General features: G+C 41.2%; 19 protein-coding genes and 1 riboswitch. Of the genes, 13 read left to right on the forward strand and 6 right to left on the reverse strand.

The window, feature by feature from the left end; genetic code table 11:
* Positions 1-282 precede the first annotated feature (282 nt).
* From secA to AC1TO4_RS00805, 11 genes are all read left to right on the forward strand, one after another.
* Positions 283-2,790, forward strand: a complete 2,508-nt coding sequence (secA, locus tag AC1TO4_RS00755) for a preprotein translocase subunit SecA (RefSeq protein ID WP_482103754.1) — start codon at positions 283-285, stop codon at positions 2,788-2,790.
* A gap of 39 nt (positions 2,791-2,829) precedes the next feature.
* A protein-coding gene (gene prfB / locus AC1TO4_RS00760; RefSeq protein WP_482100597.1) for a peptide chain release factor 2 occupies positions 2,830-3,931 on the forward strand; the annotation gives its coding sequence in 2 pieces (ribosomal slippage) (positions 2,830-2,901 and positions 2,903-3,931; 1,101 coding nt in all).
* A 253-nt stretch (positions 3,932-4,184) separates the two neighbouring features.
* Positions 4,185-4,529: a cytochrome c551 gene (gene cccB / locus AC1TO4_RS00765; protein WP_482103755.1), complete on the forward strand. Its 345-nt coding sequence runs from the start codon at positions 4,185-4,187 to the stop codon at positions 4,527-4,529.
* 1,104 nt (positions 4,530-5,633) lie between these two features.
* Entirely contained in the window at positions 5,634-6,317 is a 684-nt protein-coding gene (ftsE, locus tag AC1TO4_RS00770; RefSeq protein ID WP_482103756.1) for a cell division ATP-binding protein FtsE, read from the forward strand.
* On the forward strand, positions 6,307-7,191 hold the full coding sequence (gene ftsX, locus AC1TO4_RS00775) for a permease-like cell division protein FtsX (protein ID WP_482103757.1): 885 nt from the start codon (positions 6,307-6,309) through the stop codon (positions 7,189-7,191). Before ftsE ends, ftsX begins: the two co-directional genes overlap by 11 nt.
* A gap of 36 nt (positions 7,192-7,227) precedes the next feature.
* A complete protein-coding gene (locus AC1TO4_RS00780; RefSeq protein WP_482103758.1) occupies positions 7,228-8,580 on the forward strand; it encodes a murein hydrolase activator EnvC family protein in 1,353 nt (450 codons plus the stop codon).
* A 271-nt stretch (positions 8,581-8,851) separates the two neighbouring features.
* Positions 8,852-9,508, forward strand: coding sequence for a hypothetical protein (locus tag AC1TO4_RS00785; protein ID WP_482103759.1), 657 nt, complete (start codon positions 8,852-8,854; stop codon positions 9,506-9,508).
* Positions 9,505-10,086 (forward strand): peroxiredoxin family protein, encoded by a 582-nt coding sequence (locus AC1TO4_RS00790; RefSeq protein ID WP_482100176.1) that lies wholly within the window; start codon positions 9,505-9,507, stop codon positions 10,084-10,086. Before AC1TO4_RS00785 ends, AC1TO4_RS00790 begins: the two co-directional genes overlap by 4 nt.
* A 72-nt stretch (positions 10,087-10,158) precedes the next feature.
* Positions 10,159-11,607 (forward strand): S41 family peptidase, encoded by a 1,449-nt coding sequence (locus AC1TO4_RS00795; RefSeq protein WP_482103760.1) that lies wholly within the window; start codon positions 10,159-10,161, stop codon positions 11,605-11,607.
* 149 nt (positions 11,608-11,756) lie between these two features.
* Positions 11,757-12,950: a PDZ domain-containing protein gene (locus tag AC1TO4_RS00800; RefSeq protein WP_482103761.1), complete on the forward strand. Its 1,194-nt coding sequence runs from the start codon at positions 11,757-11,759 to the stop codon at positions 12,948-12,950.
* Between the two features lie 35 nt (positions 12,951-12,985).
* The gene (locus tag AC1TO4_RS00805) at positions 12,986-13,237 is read left to right on the forward strand and encodes a CsbA family protein (protein ID WP_482100598.1); all 252 of its coding nucleotides are present in this window, start codon (positions 12,986-12,988) and stop codon (positions 13,235-13,237) included.
* Positions 13,238-13,488: 251 nt separating this feature from the next.
* Here AC1TO4_RS00805 and AC1TO4_RS00810 read toward each other — a convergent pair whose 3' ends face one another.
* The 6 genes from AC1TO4_RS00810 to AC1TO4_RS00835 form a co-directional block, all read right to left on the reverse strand.
* Entirely contained in the window at positions 13,489-13,740 is a 252-nt protein-coding gene (locus AC1TO4_RS00810) for a hypothetical protein (RefSeq protein WP_482103762.1), read from the reverse strand.
* Positions 13,741-14,160: 420 nt separating this feature from the next.
* Positions 14,161-15,006 carry a GGDEF domain-containing protein gene (locus AC1TO4_RS00815; RefSeq protein WP_482103763.1) on the reverse strand — a complete coding sequence of 282 codons (846 nt, stop codon included), beginning with the start codon at positions 15,004-15,006 and terminating at the stop codon, positions 14,161-14,163.
* 17 nt (positions 15,007-15,023) lie between these two features.
* Positions 15,024-15,107: riboswitch (cyclic di-GMP riboswitch) on the reverse strand.
* 177 nt (positions 15,108-15,284) lie between these two features.
* Positions 15,285-15,500: an SRPBCC family protein gene (locus AC1TO4_RS00820; RefSeq protein ID WP_482103764.1), complete on the reverse strand. Its 216-nt coding sequence runs from the start codon at positions 15,498-15,500 to the stop codon at positions 15,285-15,287.
* Positions 15,497-15,763, reverse strand: a complete 267-nt coding sequence (locus AC1TO4_RS00825; protein ID WP_482103765.1) for an SRPBCC domain-containing protein — start codon at positions 15,761-15,763, stop codon at positions 15,497-15,499. Before AC1TO4_RS00825 ends, AC1TO4_RS00820 begins: the two co-directional genes overlap by 4 nt.
* 155 nt (positions 15,764-15,918) lie before the next feature.
* A complete protein-coding gene (locus AC1TO4_RS00830) occupies positions 15,919-16,227 on the reverse strand; it encodes an AzlD domain-containing protein (RefSeq protein WP_482100181.1) in 309 nt (102 codons plus the stop codon).
* Complete coding sequence (locus AC1TO4_RS00835; protein ID WP_482104031.1) at positions 16,227-16,952, reverse strand: AzlC family ABC transporter permease; 726 nt, start codon at positions 16,950-16,952, stop codon at positions 16,227-16,229. The genes AC1TO4_RS00830 and AC1TO4_RS00835 overlap by 1 nt, the downstream gene beginning before the upstream one ends.
* 137 nt (positions 16,953-17,089) lie before the next feature.
* On the opposite strand from AC1TO4_RS00835, the gene AC1TO4_RS00840 reads away from it, so the two are divergent.
* A complete protein-coding gene (locus AC1TO4_RS00840; protein WP_482103766.1) occupies positions 17,090-17,737 on the forward strand; it encodes a TVP38/TMEM64 family protein in 648 nt (215 codons plus the stop codon).
* Between the two features lie 1,129 nt (positions 17,738-18,866).
* Positions 18,867-20,264, forward strand: a complete 1,398-nt coding sequence (locus AC1TO4_RS00845) for an MFS transporter (RefSeq protein ID WP_482103767.1) — start codon at positions 18,867-18,869, stop codon at positions 20,262-20,264.
* Positions 20,265-20,814: the final 550 nt, after the last annotated feature.

Below are 20,814 nucleotides of genomic sequence, written 5' to 3' on the forward strand. Positions count from 1 at the left end.
TTCCATGTATTCGGACTGTTGTTAAATGAATACGCTCAGTTTATCGGACAAAAGCTTGCAAAACTCATCACTAATAACAACATACCCTTTCTCAAAAATACTATCCAAGGAAATCGTATCTTCGTAGTATCGCAAAAGGCTTTCCCATGCGATTACCCACAACGTTACCTTGGGAAATATCCAACTCTCCGAACTAAAAAAGAGTTGTTTTAGGTAGACCATTTGCACCGTGCAATTCTCAGTGTTAAAATAAAGGGTGAACCTAATGAGGATGTGACCTGAATGCTTGGCGTATTGAATAAAATGTTTGATATGAATAAACGAGATTTGAAAAGGCTCGACAAAATTGCGGACAAAGTTGAAGCGCTCGCAACTCAGATGGAGCAGCTAACAGATCAAGACCTTACAGCAAAAACGGTGGAATTCAAAGAACGGTTTATAGCCGGAGAAACGCTCGACGACCTCCAGGCAGAAGCATTTGCAGTCGTACGAGAGGCATCGCGACGTGTCCTTGGCATGTATCCATTCCGCGTGCAAATCATTGGAGCTGCTGCTTTACATGAAGGTAATATTGCAGAGATGAAAACCGGTGAAGGGAAGACATTGACGTCGACTCTAGCGGTTTATTTGAATACGCTTGCTGGTAATGGCGTACACGTTGTAACAGTCAACGAATACTTAGCAAGCCGTGACGCAACAGATATGGGACTGCTCTATGAGTTTCTAGGTCTATCTGTTGGATTAAACTTAAATAGTTTATCAAAAGAAGAGAAACGGGAAGCGTACAGTGCAGATATTACGTACACGACGAACAACGAACTCGGATTTGACTATTTGCGTGACAACATGGTGCTTTACAGTGAACATAGAGTACAGCGTCCGCTATTCTACGCGGTTATCGATGAGGTTGACTCCATTTTAATTGACGAAGCCCGTACACCGCTTATCATTTCGGGACAAGCTGCCAAAGCGGCTGAGTTATACCGTTTAGCAAATATGTTTACGAAATCGCTCAAAAAAGAGGAAGATTATTCATATGATGAGTCGACGAAAGGTGTCGTACTGACAGAAAGCGGAATCGAGAAATCGGAAGCTGCGTTCAGTATCGAAAACCTATTCGATTTGGAACATACGACGCTCAACCATGCGATTAACCAATCGTTGAAAGCGCAAGCGAGTATGCATATCGATGTCGATTATGTTGTCCAGGAAGGCGAAGTCGTCATCGTTGACTCATTTACAGGACGCCTTATGAAAGGGCGCCGCTACAGTGATGGACTTCACCAGGCAATCGAAGCAAAAGAAGGCCTAGAAGTGCAAAACGAAACAATGACTCTCGCAACAATTACATTCCAGAACTACTTCCGGATGTACGATAAGCTTTCCGGTATGACGGGTACAGCGAAAACGGAAGAAGAGGAATTCCGCAATATTTACAACATGAACGTCATTGCAATTCCAACGAACCGTCCACTTGCCCGTGATGACCACGCGGATTTAATCTACGCGTCGATGGAAGGCAAGTATAAAGCAGTCGCTCAAGATATCAAAGAGCGTCATGAAAAAGGGCAGCCAGTCCTTGTCGGTACGGTCGCGATTGAAACGTCCGAAATCATTTCGAGCCACTTGACGAAATACGGTGTGAAGCATAATGTATTAAATGCGAAAAACCATAGCCGAGAAGCCGAAATCATTTTGGAAGCAGGTCATAAAGGCGCTGTTACAATTGCGACAAACATGGCAGGTCGAGGAACGGACATTAAATTGGAAACAGGCGTGCAAGAACTTGGCGGTCTGGCAGTTCTCGGTACTGAACGACATGAATCACGCCGAATTGATAATCAGCTCCGTGGGCGTTCAGGACGGCAGGGAGATCCTGGTATCACACAGTTCTATTTATCGCTTGAAGATGAATTAATGCGCCGCTTCGGCTCCGATCAGATGAAATCGATGATGACAAAACTTGGTATGGACGACGAGACGCCAATTCAGTCGAAGATGGTATCACGTTCGGTTGAAGCTGCCCAGAAACGGGTAGAGGGAAATAACTTCGATGCACGGAAACGTTTGCTGGAGTATGATGATGTACTGCGACTGCAGCGTGAAATCATCTACAAAGAACGTAATGAAGTTCTGGAGTCTGCAAACATCCGTGAAGTAATAGAAAAAATGTTGTCAAATGTCATCGACAATGCAGTGGCAATTCATACGACGGAAGAAAAACAATCCGATTGGAACTTAAAAGGTCTTGAAGATTTCCTTGGTGCCAACTTGCTTCCCGATGGCCGCGTGACCGTCGTAAGTATGCAAGAGAAATCCGTTGAAGAATTGACGGCATTCATTTATGAAGCGGTCATTGAGCGTTATGATGAAAAAGAAGTGGAAATGTCGGAAGAGCGCATGCGCGAATTCGAAAAAGTCGTTCTGCTTCGTGCCATTGATTCGAAATGGACAGATCATATCGATGCAATGGATCAATTACGTCACGGTATCCATTTACGTGCCTATGGTCAATCCAATCCGCTCCGTGAGTATCAGGCGGAAGGGTTTGCAATGTTCGAGGAAATGGTCGCTTCAATCGAAAATGATTCAGCGAAATATGTGATGAAGGCGGAAATTCGCGACAACCTTGAGCGTGAGGAAGTAGTGAAAGCGCAAGCCGTTAATCCGAAAGAGGATGGCGAGCAAGTACGCAAGAAACCAGTACGACGTGCGGTTAACATCGGACGCAACGATTCATGCCCATGCGGCAGTGGGAAAAAGTACAAAAACTGCCACGGCAAAGCGTAAGCAACCTAGCAACTCAAAATTCAGGAGGAAACTATTATGATGGAATTATCCGATGTACGCAACGAGCTCGACAAATCAGCTAAGAAATTAGCGGACTTTAGGGGGTCTCTTTGACTTAGAAAACAAAGAGGCACGAATCCAAGAGTTAGATGAAGCAATGCTGGAGCCCGGTTTCTGGGATAGCCAGGAAGCTGCACAAAAAGTAATTTCCGAATCAAACGCGTTGAAAGACGTTGTCGGCGAGTATACAGAGTTAACAGATGAACAGGAAAACCTTGAAATGACACAAGAACTCTTGCGTGAAGAAAACGATGCAGAGATGCAAGAAGATCTTGTGGCTGAGTTGAAAGAATTCAAGAAAAAATTGGATGCTTTTGAATTGCAAATGCTTCTGAGCGATGAATTCGATAGTAACAATGCAGTTCTTGAACTTCATTCGGGGGCGGGCGGTACGGAATCCCAAGACTGGGCATCCATGCTGCTACGCATGTACACACGCTGGGCTGAGCATCGCGGCTTTAAAGTCGAGACACTCGACTACCAAGCAGGGGATGAAGCCGGCGTGAAATCCGTAACGCTATCCATTAAAGGCCATAACGCATATGGTTATTTAAAAGCGGAAAAAGGCGTTCACCGTCTAGTTCGGATTTCTCCGTTTGACTCATCAGGCCGTCGCCATACGTCATTCTCTTCTATAGAAGTAATGCCGGAGTTCGAAGGCGATGTAGACATTGACCTTAAAATGGAAGACGTCAAAATCGACACGTACCGTTCAAGCGGTGCGGGTGGTCAGCACGTCAATACGACAGATTCTGCTGTCCGTATGACACATATACCAACAGGTGCAATCGTTACATGCCAAACCGAACGTTCGCAAATTAAAAACCGTGATCGCGCAATCAATTTATTGAAAGCGAAGATTTACCAGATCCGGGTCGAAGAAGAAGAAGCACGTCTTCTTGAAATACGGGGAGATCAAAAAGAAATTGGTTGGGGAAGTCAGATCCGTTCATACGTTTTCCATCCGTATTCCATGGTGAAAGATCACCGTACCAGTGCAGAAACAGGAAACGTAAGTGCAGTCATGGACGGCGAAATCGATTTGTTCATCAATGCCTTTTTACGGTCACGTATTTCATAATGGAATGAAATGGAGTGCACTTCGGTGCGCTTTTTTTTTGAGCAAACAGGTTTTGAAGCATTCAATTATGTGTATAGTAAAAGATATAGACAGGAATTGCTGTTTGTTTGCCTGTCGTCGGCGTAAAATGAGTTAGTTCGACGGTAATTGTCATCATTTTGTCAGTATCGGAAACCTTCAAGTGGTTCAAATGCGTTTTACTTTGGTATACTGTGGTATGAAGTATAACAATTAACAGATGGAGGTAAGAAAAATGAAAAACAAGTTTTTAGCAGTCATGTTCGGAGCTGCACTTGTCCTCGGCGCATGTGGCGGCGGCGACGATAATGCAAACGAAACAGACAAAGGTACGGATACAGGTAATGAAACAGCTTCAGTAGATGCAGAAGCAGTGGTTAGTACAAGCTGTATCACATGTCACGGAGGTAACCTCGAAGGTGTAGGTGGCGCACCTGCACTTAGTGACGTTGGTTCACGTTTGTCTGAATCTGAAATCCACGACATTATCGTTAACGGTCAAGGCGGAATGCCAGGCGGACTTATTAAAGATGAAGCAGAAGTCGACGCAGTCTCTAAATGGCTTGCAGCGAAAAAATAAGGTAATAAATCAAATCGTTGTCAGGGTTTTTCCTGACAGCGGTTTTTTTGTGTTTTAGTGGGAGTTCATGATTCAATGTCGAATTGCTAACACATCTGTTGAATAACCAGAAAGAACCAGTATATAACTTGATTACACACTGGGACCTTCTTGTAAAATTACTTTTGGTTCGCTTTGAATTGAACAAACTACTATATCATTATCGAAATGTTTTAATAGGCAGGATGCAACTTTGTCGCATCCCTGCCTATTTTTTCGGTAATCGTACGGCAGTTGTTCATCCGACGCTCTCCAAAAACATAAGTACAAGTAGTACCGTCGCTTTTCGGGACGAAAGAATAGCTCGATTCTAATCTGGAGAGTAGCGGCCAAAGATACAATTTTGGCCGCTCATGCCTTCTACTATAGTTTCTCTATTATATTACTAGAAAGTATCAATCTCTTAAAAGGCTAGCAGAGAGTGGTAATATACAGCGTGCAAGAGTGCCCGAAATTGCATCTTCGGGCACTTACACACTCTATAGAAAACCATCTATTCTTTTCTTTCAAAGCAGCTGCAATTTTCACTTGAAGATTGTAGGTACGCGACAGGCGATTAATCACAACAGGATTAGCGAAAAATGTGTTTCTAGAAGTGGCGAAGTCACTTCTAGAAACACATGCCCCCCGGTAAAACGGTCGTGATTAATTCTCCGAAAGCGAACCGAAAATAGTCCAGTGAAAACAGCGACCGACAAACCCTTCTCGCCAGCCTGTTATGCAATTGACTGGATACTCAACAGGCGAATTACAACACACAACTACATTCAAAATCACTCCAACCACATACTTCTGTAACAATGCGTATATCCAAACAGCAATAGACAAAAACACGCGCTACACAATTGATATTAGGGAGGAATTACCCTTAAAAAGGGCGAATAGTACAAATACGTTAGTTACTCTGTCACATTTACCGCTGTGCCGATAGTAATAAGTAAGTATATTACCGACATGGTTTTCAAGTTTCAAATGAAACACAACTGTAATGTTTATAGAGTCGAATCATGCTATAATTGGGCTATTGGAAAAAAAGCGAGATATTAATAATCAGGTGGTTTTAGAATGATTGTGATGAAAAATGTCTACAAAAAGTACCCGAATGGCGTCGTTGCAGCAAATGGCATAAACATTGAAATCGATCCGGGAGAGTTTGTGTATGTGGTCGGTCCAAGTGGAGCCGGTAAGTCAACGTTCATTAAAATGATGTACCGTGAAGAAGCACCTACTAGCGGAGACATTATCATCAATGGTATAAACCTTGCCACACTTCGCAATAAACGTATTCCCCATTTACGCAGGCAGATTGGTGTCGTTTTTCAAGACTTCAAATTATTACCTAAACTGAATGTTTACGAGAATGTGGCATTTGCACTCGAAGTTATCGAAGAATCCCCCGAATCAATCCGGAAAAAAGTGAATGATGTCCTTGGGCTTGTCGGACTCACGCAAAAAGCGCGGATGTTTCCGAATGAATTGTCAGGTGGGGAAGAACAACGTGTTTCCATCGCAAGGTCAATCGTCAATGTACCTAAGGTTGTCATTGCAGACGAACCGACAGGAAATTTAGACCCTGAAACATCATGGGAGATCATGAGGATCTTCGAACAGATTAATGCTCGTGGAACGACGATTGTCATGGCCACCCATAATAGGGAGATTGTAAATGCGATAAAACACCGTGTTATTGCTATTGAAGGCGGACTCATTACCCGTGATGAATACGGAGGTGAGTACTATGAAGGCTAGAACTTTCGGTCGGCATGTGCGCGAAAGTTTCAAAAGCATTCGCCGTAATAGCTGGATGACATTTGCATCAGTCAGTGCCGTCACTGTTACTCTTCTACTCGTTGGCGTATTCATCGTTATCATGATGAACTTAAATCAATTGGCTGACAATATTGAAAATGACGTTGAAATTAAAGTCGTTGCAGATCCTGCAGCAGACGAGAAAGCAATTAAAGAGTTGGAACAAAAAGTACGCTCGACAGCTGGAATCCTCGAAGTCGTCTATTCGTCGCGGGACCAGGAATTGAACAAGATGATTAAATCATTCGGCGATGAGCTTAGCTTATATAAACAAAGTAACCCTCTCGGCGATGCTTTGTATGTAAAAGCAAAGGATCCGCAGAAGACTGCGACCATTGCCAAAAAAATCGATACATATGACTACACGTATGAGGTCATATACGGTGAAGAAAAGGTTGAAAAGCTATTCAATGTACTGAACACAAGCCGCAATATCGGCCTCGTATTAATATTGGCTCTTTTATTCACGGCGATGTTCCTCATCTCGAATACAATCCGTATCACGATTGTGGCAAGAAAAAGAGAAATTGAAATCATGAAATTAGTTGGAGCGACGAACAACTTTGTACGTATTCCGTTTGTTTTGGAAGGGATTTGGCTTGGTATTTTAGGTGCTCTTGCTCCGATGGTTATCATTTCTATATCCTATTACAAACTTTATGAACATTGGGAACCGAGACTGCAAGGAGAACTCTTCCAATTGCTGAATACAACGCCTTTCATTTACCAGTTAAATGGACTTATTCTTTTCATGGGTATTTTCATTGGCATCTGGGGCAGTTTCATGTCTGTTCGTAAATTCCTTAACGTCTGAACCATATATAGAGAGTTTGAAAGGGGAACTGAGAAGTTGAGTAAATACAGAAAGTTGCTTTCTAGTGCAATTGCGATTGTTTTCTTGTCAACCGTTATTAGTGGAGCGAGCGTTACAGCAAACCCATTGGATGACATGAAAGAAGAACAGAAACAACTAGACCAGAAGAAAAACGAATTGAATACGGGCATCAATGAAAAAAATTCCGAAATAAAAACGAAGAAAACAACGATCGAAAATATAACGGATCAAATTTTGGAATTGAATGCGAAAATAGAAGAGTCAAATCAAAAAATTAACAGTGTCGTCGCTGAGATAAACAAAACGACAGATGAAATCGACGCATTGCGCGTTTCCATCGCTGACCTTGAAAAGAAAATTGAAGAACGTGATGTAGTATTGCGTGACCGCGTACGCGCGATGCAAGTGAAGGGCGGACAAGTCAACTATCTTGACGTTCTCCTCGGTGCAAACAGCTTTGCAGATTTCATCGACCGTTTTTCCGCTGTTACATCATTGATGGATGCAGACCGTAATATTATGGAACAACAAGCGAATGATATTGCACAGCTTGAAGAAGAAAAAGCACTTGTCGAATCAAAGCTTGCGGAACAAGTAGCGAGTAAAGAAAAACTTCAAGCGTTGAAGGACTCACTTCTGGCGCAAAAGAGTAGCAAGGATAAGTTGATTGATCAATTGGAAGCCGAACAAAAGAAATTGGCTAACGAAAAGAGTCAGCTTGAATCTGATTTAGATGAAACATATAAAGTGAGTGAAGAGCTTGCAAGTAAGATTTCAGCTGAGCAAAATCGTCTCGTTGAAATTGCTCGCAAACTTGAAAATGAACGTAAAGCAAAAGTAAAAGCAGAAGCAGAAGCGGCAGCTGCAGCGGCAGCAAAAGCAAAAGCGAATACAAGTAATAGCACAAGTAAAAGTAGTGCAAGCACATCTTCTTATCTTCCACCCGTATCAAACGGTACTTGGACGAAACCTGCTTCCGGAACGTACACATCATCATTCGGATGGAGAACACATCCAATCTACGGTACGCAAAAACAGCATCGTGGAGCTGATATTGCAAATAGTGTAGGAACTTCTATTGTGGCTGCAGGAGACGGTATTGTTAGTCACGCAGGTCCAATGGGCACATACGGAAATGTCGTTATGATTACGCATTCCGTCAATGGTCAAATTTTCACAACAGTCTACGCTCATTTATCTAGCATTGGCGTAGGCGCTGGTTCACAAGTTTCCAAAGGTCAATTCATTGGCGGTATGGGGTCAACAGGTGCATCAACCGGATCTCACTTGCATTTCGAAATGCATGTCGGAAATTGGTCAGCCTATGGACCAAGTGCCGTGAATCCGTTACGTTACGTTTCTTTCTAATCAATTGTGTCCGCCTAGAATCTTAGGCGGACTTTTTTTGACTTTCTTCATTCCAATGATGTCTAGCTTCGGGCGCCAGCTCCTCGAGTCGCTTCAGTCTTGCTGAAAAGGCAAAGTACGCCTTTATCATCAAGCCCTCCAGCAGGGAGGGATTGAACTACATCTATCCTACTTTTCGGAGCTAAACGGCGCTCCCGCATTTCAATGATTGGCTTTCATACACGTTTTTATATAAAATTAAGGTATTATTTGTTGAAGGAGACACGCAAGAATGCCGATTACTACATATTTCACCCTGGGTGGCTTGAGTATGCCGTCGTCTTGGATTGCCCTCATTGCCGCATTTGTTTTCGCATATACTCTAATTCGGGTTCGTTACGGGAAAGTCCATGCAGGTCACATCGGGGATGCATTCTTTTACTTAGTAATTGTTTGGAAGTTAAGTCTATTCATTACTGATTTCGATTCGATTCTGCGTTCTCCCCTCGCGCTTGTTTATTTCCATGGAGGGATTGTTGGCTTTTACTTAGGTCTCTCCTTTATTTTAGGAAAGATTTTATGGGACATGAAAAAGGGTCGGTTAGATGTAGATGGAATTCGAGCGCTCTTTACGGGTGCTGTCTTAATTCAAGGCGTCTTCCAAGTGATGATGGTCTTTTTGAATGAAGGTGCGCTCATTGCGCAAGTGATGACCATTGCCATTTTTGGGCTATTTACTCTGTTTTTCTGGATTATTAGCAAAAAAGCGGAAAATTGGTCGATTCAACTCGTCTTATTGTTCATGGCGGTTCACATTTTTGTAGCTGCCATCCAACCGTCGGGACATTTTGAGACGCCGCTCGGTTCTACATTACTCATTGGTGTCTTCTTTACGGTACTGTTTTTGCAGAAAAGCCGTATAAAAGGTAAATTGGAGGATCAGACATGAATAAAAAAACGTTAGGTATACTTATAGCCACGCTCCTTATTGGCTCATTGGTTGTCATTATGGTGAAGTCCAATAGCAATACTGTAAAACCGATTACCAATCATCTGATTGATGAAAATGGGAATTCGACGGATGCATTGCCTGGTTTGAAAAAGGGTCAAACTCCACCTGACTTTGACCTTGCCACACCTTCTGGAGAGACTATCAAGCTATCCGATTATAAGGGGAAAAAAGTGATTTTAAATTTCTGGGCATCTTGGTGTGGGCCGTGTAAAGCAGAAATGCCACATATGCAAAATTACTATGAGAAAAACAAAGAGTCCGACAATGTTGAAATCATCGCGGTCAATATGACGACGGAAGAAAGGCGTGGCATGAAGGGCGTTGAAGAATTCATCAAAAGTTACGGTTTGTCGTTCCCAATTCCGCTAGATAGCGAGGGTACCGTTTCGGATGCCTATCAAGTCGCCATCATTCCCACGACCTATATCATTGGGACTGACGGGAAAATTAGTCAAAGAGTCGTCGGACCGATGGATGAAAAGATATTGGAAACAATTATTAAGAATTCAGATTGAAGTTGCCGGTTTTCTGCTGTCGTAATGTTCCTTTTTTGTTCATATAGTGGACAGAGGAGGGGACATTGCATTATGCAGAGAAGCCGGTTTTTGATATTTATTATTCTGGCCGCTTTGGCGACGGTCGTCTTTCTTCTGTTAGACGGATGTGCAGGAGAAGGAAGTGCAAAAAAAGAGGAAGGGGCAATTAGCGCATCATTTCCAGTGATTGACGAAGCATTTGATGTTATCAAAGAGAAGGGCGTTTACCCTGTGGATAAGGACAGGTTGGTTGAGGGGGCACTTCGCGGAATGGCGGATGTCATCGGTGATCCGTATTCATCGTATCTGACGCAGGATGAGGCAGCTGCCCATAAGGAGTCACTCGCAGGGGAACGTATCGGAATTGGCGCTGAAATTACACGTTCAAATGGGAAATTTATCATCGTAGCACCTGTTAAAGGTTCACCATCGGAGAAAGCGGGATTGCGGCCATATGACGAAATTGTCCGCATTGATGGCAAGCGCATCGATGGAGAATCGCTACAGGACGTTGTACAGCGCATACGGGGTAAGAAAGGGACAGCGGTTTCCCTGACAATCTTCAGACCAGATTTGGATAAACATCTTGAACTGACCGTCATGCGAGACAGCATTTCCGTGAAAACTGTAGCAACTGAAGTGCTTGAAGAGCGCGGACAGAAGATCGGTTACATATCGATTACGATGTTTGGCAATGAAAGCCCGAAAGAATGGCTGGAAGCAACAAATAAGCTGATTAGTGACGGAGCAGGATCGCTGATTATCGATGTGCGCGGGAATCCCGGTGGTTATCTCCATGCTGTCGGCAGTATCATAGACAGTTTAGTAGAAGATGATACAATTTTCGCCTATATGGAAGATGCAGCTGGAAACCTGGAGCCGCTAGCCACCGAAAAGTCAGAAAAACTTGCTTATGATGAAAAATTGAAAAAGATACCCGTTGTATTGCTGCAAGATAAAGGCAGTGCTTCTGCGAGTGAAGTGTTGAGTGCCGCTTTGAGAGATTTAAAAAGAGGGTACATCATCGGTGCAACGAGTTTTGGAAAAGGGACAGTTCAAGAAACGATGGATTTGTCGAATGGTGGGGAAATGAAGTTATCTACCCATAAATGGCTTACGCCGAAAAAGAAGTGGATTCATTCGAAGGGTGTAACAGCGGAACTCGAAGTCCTTCAAAATGAATTATTCAGTGAGCACATTCGGCTCGTAACGGAAATTTACTCAGAAGGTGATTACCATGACGATATAGCCTATGCTCAGAAGATGTTGACGGGTCTAAGTTATAACGTTGCTCGGACAGATGGATTCTATGACGAATCAACATCACGTGCTGTTCGTGCATTTCGCGACGATGCCAAAGTGGAAGTGGTGTCTACCATGGATCGACTATTTTTCTCGAAACTGAAAGATAAAGTGGAAGCATTCAGAACTGAACGGAAAAATGACGAACAACTGCAAATGGCAATTGGTTATATACACCACAAAATGTTGACGAAGTAACAACGAGCTCCTGACGCAAGCAGTCGGGAGTTTTTTTGTTGTATATAGAATGTACTGCTTCAGTTATAAGCGAAATCTCCCATTTTATGAAAATTCCATTCGCAATCACATTGGATACCAAACTTTTGGTACAATGAGAGAATGAAGTTGTGTCAGATTGGATGGTGACGGATTTGTCTAAGGAAATGATGTTGAACATAGTAGAGGTGCTAGGGCTATTTTTCCTAAATCCATTATTTATAGCTGCGCTTTTTACAGCAGTCGCTGTCGGGTATTTCCGTGTTAAGAAGGAGCGCCGGAATTTCAAAGTTCGTTTATTACCAGGTTTAACCGAATTGAAAAAGCTATTAGCCGAGTCGTGGCCGTATGCGCTCGTTTTGTCTGTTTTGATCTCCGGAGTAGGGTTGTCAGTGGATCCGGGTTGGTTGGTGTTGTTTTCAGCAGCCGCGCTCGTTGGCTTGCTCTCTTTCTATTACAAAATCACTTCACCTATTTATTTTACAGCAGTGGCTTTCTTCACCCTGTATTTCATGGAAAAGTATATGGCAGATTTCACTTTTAGAGGTTGGTCTCCAGGACAAGCAGACCTGCTAGGTGACCTCGCTGTAACGATTCCGGTTATTGCCGGTTTATTATTAATTGTGGAAGGACAACTCATAAGTCGTCATTCCGTCCGCTATGCGTCACCGTTCTTGATGCATACGAACCGTGGACTTCGGGCCGCTGCCTTCAAGACGAAGCGGCTGTGGCTGTTGCCAGTTGTCTTTCTCGTTCCGGGAGATATGATTACGTCCGTTGTCCCTTATTGGCCGCAGTTTACACTAGGAGGAAATGCATTCAGTTTCGTTCCTGTGCCAGTAATCATTGGGTTTTCACAAGTAGCACGTACATTGTATCCGGATGTTTTATATCCTAAAATTGGCCGTGCCGTCGTTTGGACAGGCACAGCGGTTATCATTATAGGACTCGCTGCACTGTGGTTGCCCATGCTCGGTTGGTTGTCTCTACTAATCGGAGTCGTTTGCCGGGCTAGCATCTCCATACATGCTTACCTTGGGGAACGTAGAGGCGGATTTGCAGTAGCTCCTCGTCCCGCAGGTGTCGTCGTAGCAGGCGTCGTACCGGGTTCACCGGGTGAAAAAATGGGCTTGTTGCCCGGAGAATGTATCCGAACTGTAAACGGACTGCGGGTTAGCAATGAAAAAGAACTATATGATGCAATCCAGCTCAACGCTGCACATTGCCGGTTGCAAGTGATTGACCGCAATGGAGAAGTACGGCTGATGCAGCAGGTTATCTACCGGCACGACCATCACCGACTTGGACTTCTCGTCGTTCGGTAATCGGGTGCGAGGCCACTCGGAAAGGAATGTGTAAAATGGATTCACTTGAAACTAAACTGATGCTCGCCTTATTTCTACCGGGACTTCTTGTCATATTATTTACCCGCGTGACTTTTCATCACATTGTGGGGTTGATTTTGACGGTTGCTTTGATTGCCGCATCGGTCTACGCGGGTTACACGCACAACTGGATGCTTTACGTGGCAGACGCGCTGTCACTCACTGTCGGGTTTTGGTACGCAACACGAATGGTGAAGATTGCAAGACAACACCAAGAAGAGGATTGAATCGTGAAACCGCTCGCTTGTATAGGAGCGGTTTTTTTGTGGAATGAAATGAGAGGAAAGCGGTGAAAAATGGGTGGCTACGATCCCGAGCAAAACACTGATAATATGAAATTGGAAAGCGATTAGAGTAAGGAAAAGTAAATAGGTAATAAAAATGCACATAAAAAATGAAACGGGAAATGTATCTCTGAGCTCATATATTTTCTTCTCCATTTTTTAATAAAGCACCCTTTAGTTCAACAATGTGTCTATTACATTCCAGATAGTAACATTGCAAATACAAACATTAAAAATATTAAAATTGATGCTCCTAATACTATAAAAGCCAACTTCGATGTCTGTCCTATAATTATAGAAATGATTGGAATGATTAAACCCATACAAGCGAATAAGCTAATAATTGATGGAACTGGCTCAGGTAATCTTGCCAGTATTGTGCTAAAGAAAAGTAGAAAGAAGAGTATTTGTAGTGAAAATGAAATTAATAAAACCTTGTTAATCATTATTTACCTCCTTTCAAGGCAACGCAGATACACAAAGGTATTGGAATTCCAATAAGAAAAACAGTGTTCCTAAAAAGAGTGTTTCTCATTTCATAAAAAGCATCTCAATTTTTTTTGTAAACTTAAATTTAACACATAATTTATTGATTCACAATATATTTTTATTGAGCTTAATGATTCTTTTGTTGTGAAAATGTAATTTTAGACAAAGATAAAAAGCATTCCTCATTACAAAGAAATGCTCTATAAACTTTAAACATTCAATTCATAACTTGTTCAACTAACCTCCCATTAGTTCAATAATAAAAAAAGAGTTCCCTAAGAAGCCCCTATTGTTGAACTAAAGCACCCCGTTAGTGAAAAAAGAATTTTCACTCAAAATCACAAGCTCCTATAAAGTAATTAGTAACAAAAGTTCTATCAATTAATAATTGCTATCTGATTTCTACCATCTTCTTTTGCTTTATATAACGCATTGTCTGCCTTTTCAATAAAATCCTCCACGGTATCCCCATTGTAAAAAGATACTCCAATGCTGATTGTAAAATGAATACTTTCATTTTTGTGAATGAACTCTGATTTCTCAACAGCCTCACGTATACGTTCTGCTATTATTAGCCCTTCAGCAACATCGGTGTTTGGCAGAATAACTGCGAATTCTTCTCCGCCAAAACGAACGAAAACGTCAAAGTTTCTTACGTTATTGCAAATAATACTTGAAGTATGCCTAAGAGCTTCATCCCCACATTGATGACCATAAGTATCATTAACTTTTTTGAAATGGTCTATGTCTAACATCATAAAAACTAAAGAACTGTTCGTCCTTTTATAAATAGGAATAGATTTTTCCATAAACAGTTCTAAATATCTTCGATTATAGATACCAGTTAATGAATCTGTAATGGTAAGCTCTTCTACTTTTAGAAATAATTTATAAGACTTGTTTGCGAAGTATCCAATAGTCAGAGTAATAGACCAATTAATTAGCGAACCTAAAATAAGCGCATTGATTTCACTATTATCAGGATTAATTTTCTGACCAAACTCTGTTGTGTACTTCAAAAAGCTATAAAAGACTCCAGCTCCTATAATTACTTTCCATTTAGGATACATATTCATAATCATAATAATCGGAATCAGAGAGAGTGACCATATAAATGGATAATGGCTTCTCGCATACTCACTTATAGTGGTATCAATAAGAACTAGGGCAACCGTAAATAAAAAAAAAATAATTAATGAGTATTTAAAACGTTTTTCTTTCAATTACCTTCCTTACCCCTTTCGGTAACCCAGCCGTCATAGCTTAATGCTTTAGACCTGTGGTTTTGCGTCATTATCTTTCGATAACTTTGCCTTTTTCAATAGAGTTGCTAAGTAAATAAGTATACGACAGTTAAATGTTTCCAGGGTTAATTTTCCTGAATTTCATCGGTGTCTATTGTCTCTCAATGAACTAACCTGCCCGGTTAGTTCAATAAGATAAAAGCTTTACTCCTTCTTGAAGTAAAGCTCCCTATAATGGAATAATTTTTTATATTCTTTTAACGTTCCATATTAAATGCTTCACTATAGATTTTACGCAGTTTAGTTGCGTTATCGTGCCACTTAATTGGTTTACCATTGACGATTTGTACCAATACATCCAGACATCTATGCCATCCTGCCGCAGTATTAACTGCCCATGAATCATCGTTAAAAGTATGGGTAAAGATCATTCGACAGCCTTTATCCTCATCTTGCACTGAAATGTTTATCAATCATCAACTTCACGGAAACCAAATAAATATGGCTTGTCTAACTCTGTAATGATACCATTATATGTCGTTCCTTCACCGTCATCGAAAGCAATCTTGCCACCAAGTTTGAGATCCATCTCTCCTGTTGCGAAAGGGTACCATTGGGAAAAGTAACTAGGATTCGTAATAATAAGGAAAATATCTTCTGGATTATGAGAAAAAACTCGTTCAAATCTTAAAGCATAACGACCGTTTGACTCATGTAGTGTACCATATTCATTCATCATTTCATCCTCCTGCTTTTATCTTTGAAGTCTTGGGATTCATCACTAATTTTAACTATTTTTTTGTAGGGCAGGCGTCATTCTACCATTTTAAATAAATCAACCTTATCATTAACATAGCCTAAAAAAAAAGACCGCACCCACGCGGTCAATCATTACATAAACAAACTATAGACCGCGAGCACAGCAATCGTCCCTAAAACAACCGACATGAGACCACCGCCTAGGATAGCGATTAAAAATGCCGCTCCCGCTCCAAGTACACCAAATAGGATATTTCCTTCCTGAACGAACAGGATTGCCGGAAAAATTAAGGCACCCAGAACGGCGTATGGAATGTTGCGCAAGACGCCTTGAACGACTGGCGGTAATTCTTTGCCGTCTAAAACAGTCAACGGAATCATACGTGGTAAATATGTAACGAGCGCCATGCCAAGGAGCATCCACCAATAAGTGGGTCCCATTAGAATTCCTCCTCCCGTACATACATTTTTTCAGCAGTTTTACCGCGCCGCGCATAGATTATTTCAATAAGAATAGATGACGCAAGCGTAGCGACAAGGATTGACCAACCTGTCGACAATGCGCCTGTAAAGTACAAAGCACAATGAATGGCCGCCGCAACTGCAGCGAGCATAACAATTTTACGATTTCCTTTCATCGAAGGGACAAGCAGTCCGATGAACATGGCGTAGAGTGCAATTGACATTGCCTCTTGCAAAAAGACAGGCAGATTGGCGCCGATAATATGTCCAATTGTAGTGAAGATGACCCAGCTGCCGTAAGCTATGAGCGCAACCCCAAATGCAAAAGCTGTCGATATTTTCCCTTTCGTTCCAGTCGCGAGCACTGTAAACGATTCGTCTGTAATGCCAAAAGCATAGATCGATTTGATCCATTTCTTAGCAGGTTGCATCTTTTCATTGAGCGAAGCCGTCATAAGAAAGTGTCGAATGTTGACGATGAATGTATTTATGACGATCAATATAGGATCGACACCTGACGTAATGAGGCTAAGCGATATGTATTGAGCAGCGCCTGCGTAAACAAACATACTCATTGCCGTCGCTTCAACAATGGACAGGCCTGCTGTTTTTGCAAGCAACCCGAATGTGAGTGCGACGGGAAAATATCCGATGGCAATGCTTGTACCTGCTTTTAGACCGGCAGAGAACTGGTTATTCTTCATATGCAATTCACGTCTTCCCAAAGTATATTTAAGCGATTATACTATACTTTAGGGTTTAAATGGACACTATTAAAGGAAAACTATAAATAACGGACATTAGATGACACGAAAACTGAAATGAAGCGAGGTTGTCTCAGATGAATGAATGGCTAGATCCGGACAAAATTATGGAATTAGCACAGCACTATAAATCACTTGGACCACTTCTCGGTTTGCTTTTGCCATTTCTCGAGTCGTTTTTGCCGTTCCTTCCTCTATTCGCGTTTGTTATGGCAAATGCTGGAGCGTACGGTCTCTGGTATGGATTCCTGTTGTCGTGGGCTGGGACTGTGGTAGGCTCTTATGCTGTTTTTCTTCTCGTCCGAAAATATGGACGCAACCGGTTTTTAAAATTTCTAACAAAAAATGCACGTATTCAAAAGTTAATCAAATGGGTTGAGCGAAACGGATTCGGTCCTTTATTTCTTTTCCTCTGTTTCCCGTTTACACCATCCGCACTGGTCAACCTTGTAGCTGGAATGTCGGATATGAAGAAAAAGAATTATTTGGTCACATTGATGGCCGGGAAATTCGTCATGATTTTCATGATTAGCTATATTGGCTATGACATTAAAGCATTATTTACAAATCCAATCCGAACAGCGATTGTCGTAGTCGTTATTATTTTGCTATGGCTCGTCGGCAAATATTTCGAGCGCAGGCTGAATGCAAAAGTGGAAGCTGAGTTCCGCTCAACTGCATCCGCGGCCAAGAAGAAACAAACGCATTCGAACCAATATAAATAAGTTACTGCCTTAGAATATTGTTGAAAAGAGCAGGTCTGCTGATCAGCCAGTAAATAACTTGAACACAGACTGTGCGCTACTTGTATAATTGTTATTGGATTGCTTCGAATTGGACAACTTATATAAGCTTATCGAGAGATCTAAGTAAGTAGGGATGCGAATTGTCGCATCCCTACTTACTTTTTTCGATAATCGCATGATATTTGTTCATCCGCCGCACTCCAAAGACACAGTTACAAGAAGTGCCGAAGCTTTTCGGGACGATAGAATAGATCGCTTCTTACATGAAGAGAAGCAACAAATGCAAATGCGTAACTAGTTACAGTAGGGGATATCCTATATAATCTAGTGGATTTGGACGACTAGGTCATAACGATAGAAACAAGGGTTACTTCAAAGTGAGCGTCTTCTATCGGTGAATAGATAAAAATACCAGTACTTTCTTAAAGAAAAGAATAGAATCATGGCATTCTCATTAAATCTTATGCCGCTCTTTTTGATTAGATAGAGTGGTTTTATACTTTTTTAAAATGATAGGGTTATTGTTATAACTGCTTTCGTATAGTTTGCCTTTGCATCTGCGATTTACTTGATGCACAAAATTAATATCTTATTATTCGATCTATTATAAGTGGCGAAGTAGATGATGACTAATCAAAAATCCATGGTATTCACCACTAGAGATGAAACGTATAATCACCATACTTATTAAGTATTAAAACCCTATATTATAAGTATTGGAAATATGAAAGTTGTTAATATATGCTTAGTATACCTTTTATTTGGAGTCTACTGTATATTCAATGTAATAGATGTGTGACTTCTGGTTTTGAAAATAAAGCAATGAGGAGTGTGTGTATTGACAACAGCATAATCTAGCAATGTAAGAGATGTAAATGATGATCGAGAAGAGTTAATGAAAGATGATTCCCAAAAAAGTTCATTTAAATTCCTAGTCTAGGTTCCAGTAGTAGATCTTGTTCATTAGACCTGTCCTCCACTTGAGGGAGTAATTGAAAGCGATATTATGTATGGCCGAGGAACAGCTGACAATAAAGATAGCTTTGATTCCAAGTTGCTGTGAGTTAGATCGAAAACAATAAACTTTTTCAAGAGGAGGAGTATTACCTTGGCAAATATTAATGCTAGAATTGAAAGACTTCCTAACAATCCGTACAATAGGAAGTTATTGGTTAGGACTGGATTAGGTAATTCGTTTGATTCCATGGATATGGCAATGGTCGCTTTTGTCTTACCGTCCGTTATCGCGCTTTGGAGTTTATCATCTCAACAGGCTGGGGTTTTAGGGAGTTCTGTATTAATTGGTTATTTTTTTGGAGCTTTCTTTGCTGGATATTTTGGGGATAAATTCGGGAGAAAAAATGTGATTATGTGGGCACTCATTATTTATGCTATTGCAACGCTTGGTAGTGCGCTTACGTCCAGTTGGGAACAATTTTTCTGGTTGCGGGTTGTTGCTGGATTAGGTACAGGTGCAGAAAGTGCGATCCTTGCACCATACTTATCAGAGTTGATCGCAAGTAAATACCGGGGGAAATATGTTGCTTCATTAACAGCTTTCCATTCATTTGGTTACGTAGCTGCCGCGATCCTTGCATTCTTTATTATTCCTCTGTCAGCTGTTTACGGCTGGAGAATTGCGGTTATTATAACCGCTTTACCAATTTTTATAGTTCTTTACTGGAGAAGGGTACTGCCAGAATCACCAAGATGGCTAGAATCTAAAGGGCGATTAGAAGAAGCTGATAAAGAAATGACAAGAATTGAAGAGAATGTCGAATATCATTTAGGTAAAAAGCTTCCTAAGCCAATAGAGACAACAGTTATTCGAACAATTGAGGACAAAGGGAACGTCTTGACCTTGTTTAACAAGCGATACATTAAAAGAACCATTATGTTATTTTCTCTCTGGTTTTCCGTGATTTTCTCTTATTATGGATTTTTTACGTGGCTACCAACCTTACTTTTTAATGAAGGGTATGAAATATCTAAGTCGTTCATGTTTTCACTCATTATATATACGGCGCAAATTCCGGGATATTTCTCTGCCGCTTTTTTAGTTGATAGAATTGGAAGAAAAAAGGTTATCGTCGGTTACTTAGGATTTGCAGCAATAGCCGCGATCTTTTTAGGACAAGCTACTTCGCCTACACAAATCTTAATTGCTGGATTTTTTACATCGTTATTTATGGTAGGTTCTATGGGCGGGATGTATACTTATACGCCTGAACAATACCCAACAATTATTCGTGCAACTGGTACAGGGAGCGCTTCCGCATTTGGAAGATTAGGTGGGCTTTCTGCTCCGATTTATATTGGTTTTATGTATCCGATTTACGGATTTAGCGGAGTTTTTATTATGACTACTGGCGTTCTGCTCTTTGGAATGATTATGGTAATACTATTAGGAGAAGAAACGAAATCGAAGCCGTTGGAGGATTCAGTGAACGAGGATATTCCTGAAGATAATAAAAATAATAATATCTCAATCTTGGCACCTGAATAAGGTCCTTCAATCCAATACTTGACTCAAAATAGGCGGAAGGAGTCCAAGCTAAAGACGCTGTTTACCGTTTCCTAAACCACTCCAAATATGCTTGTCGACGCTTCCTACTAATGTTAAGTACGAATGCCCCCCCTGTTAGGGTAGTTTGTCATGATTAATTCGCCGAAAGTAGGTCGGAAATAGTCTAGTGAAAAATGGGGGCATGCCCTCCTTGCCAGCGTTATGTGCATATAAATGGTTAACAGACCTGCGGCATAAACCTACCTAATTAGAAGTCTCGTAAAAAAATCTTTTACCTCTTTTGAAGTGAATCATAAAACTGCTACTTTTATATCTTGGTGCTTGACTCAGACATACAATCTGAGCCAGGCACCTTTTTTTACTAACAAAATAGTTAAGAAGTAATACTTCTTAAAAACTAACTATTCTAAAATAATGAATACTTAGACCTTTACTCATGCTATACTACTAAGTAAAATTATAACAAATCAATAAATCATGATTTTCACGCACTTTTAAGAAGATATCCATCTATATCGCACGATAAGTG

This window comes from Sporosarcina sp. Y838 (assembly GCF_056786515.1).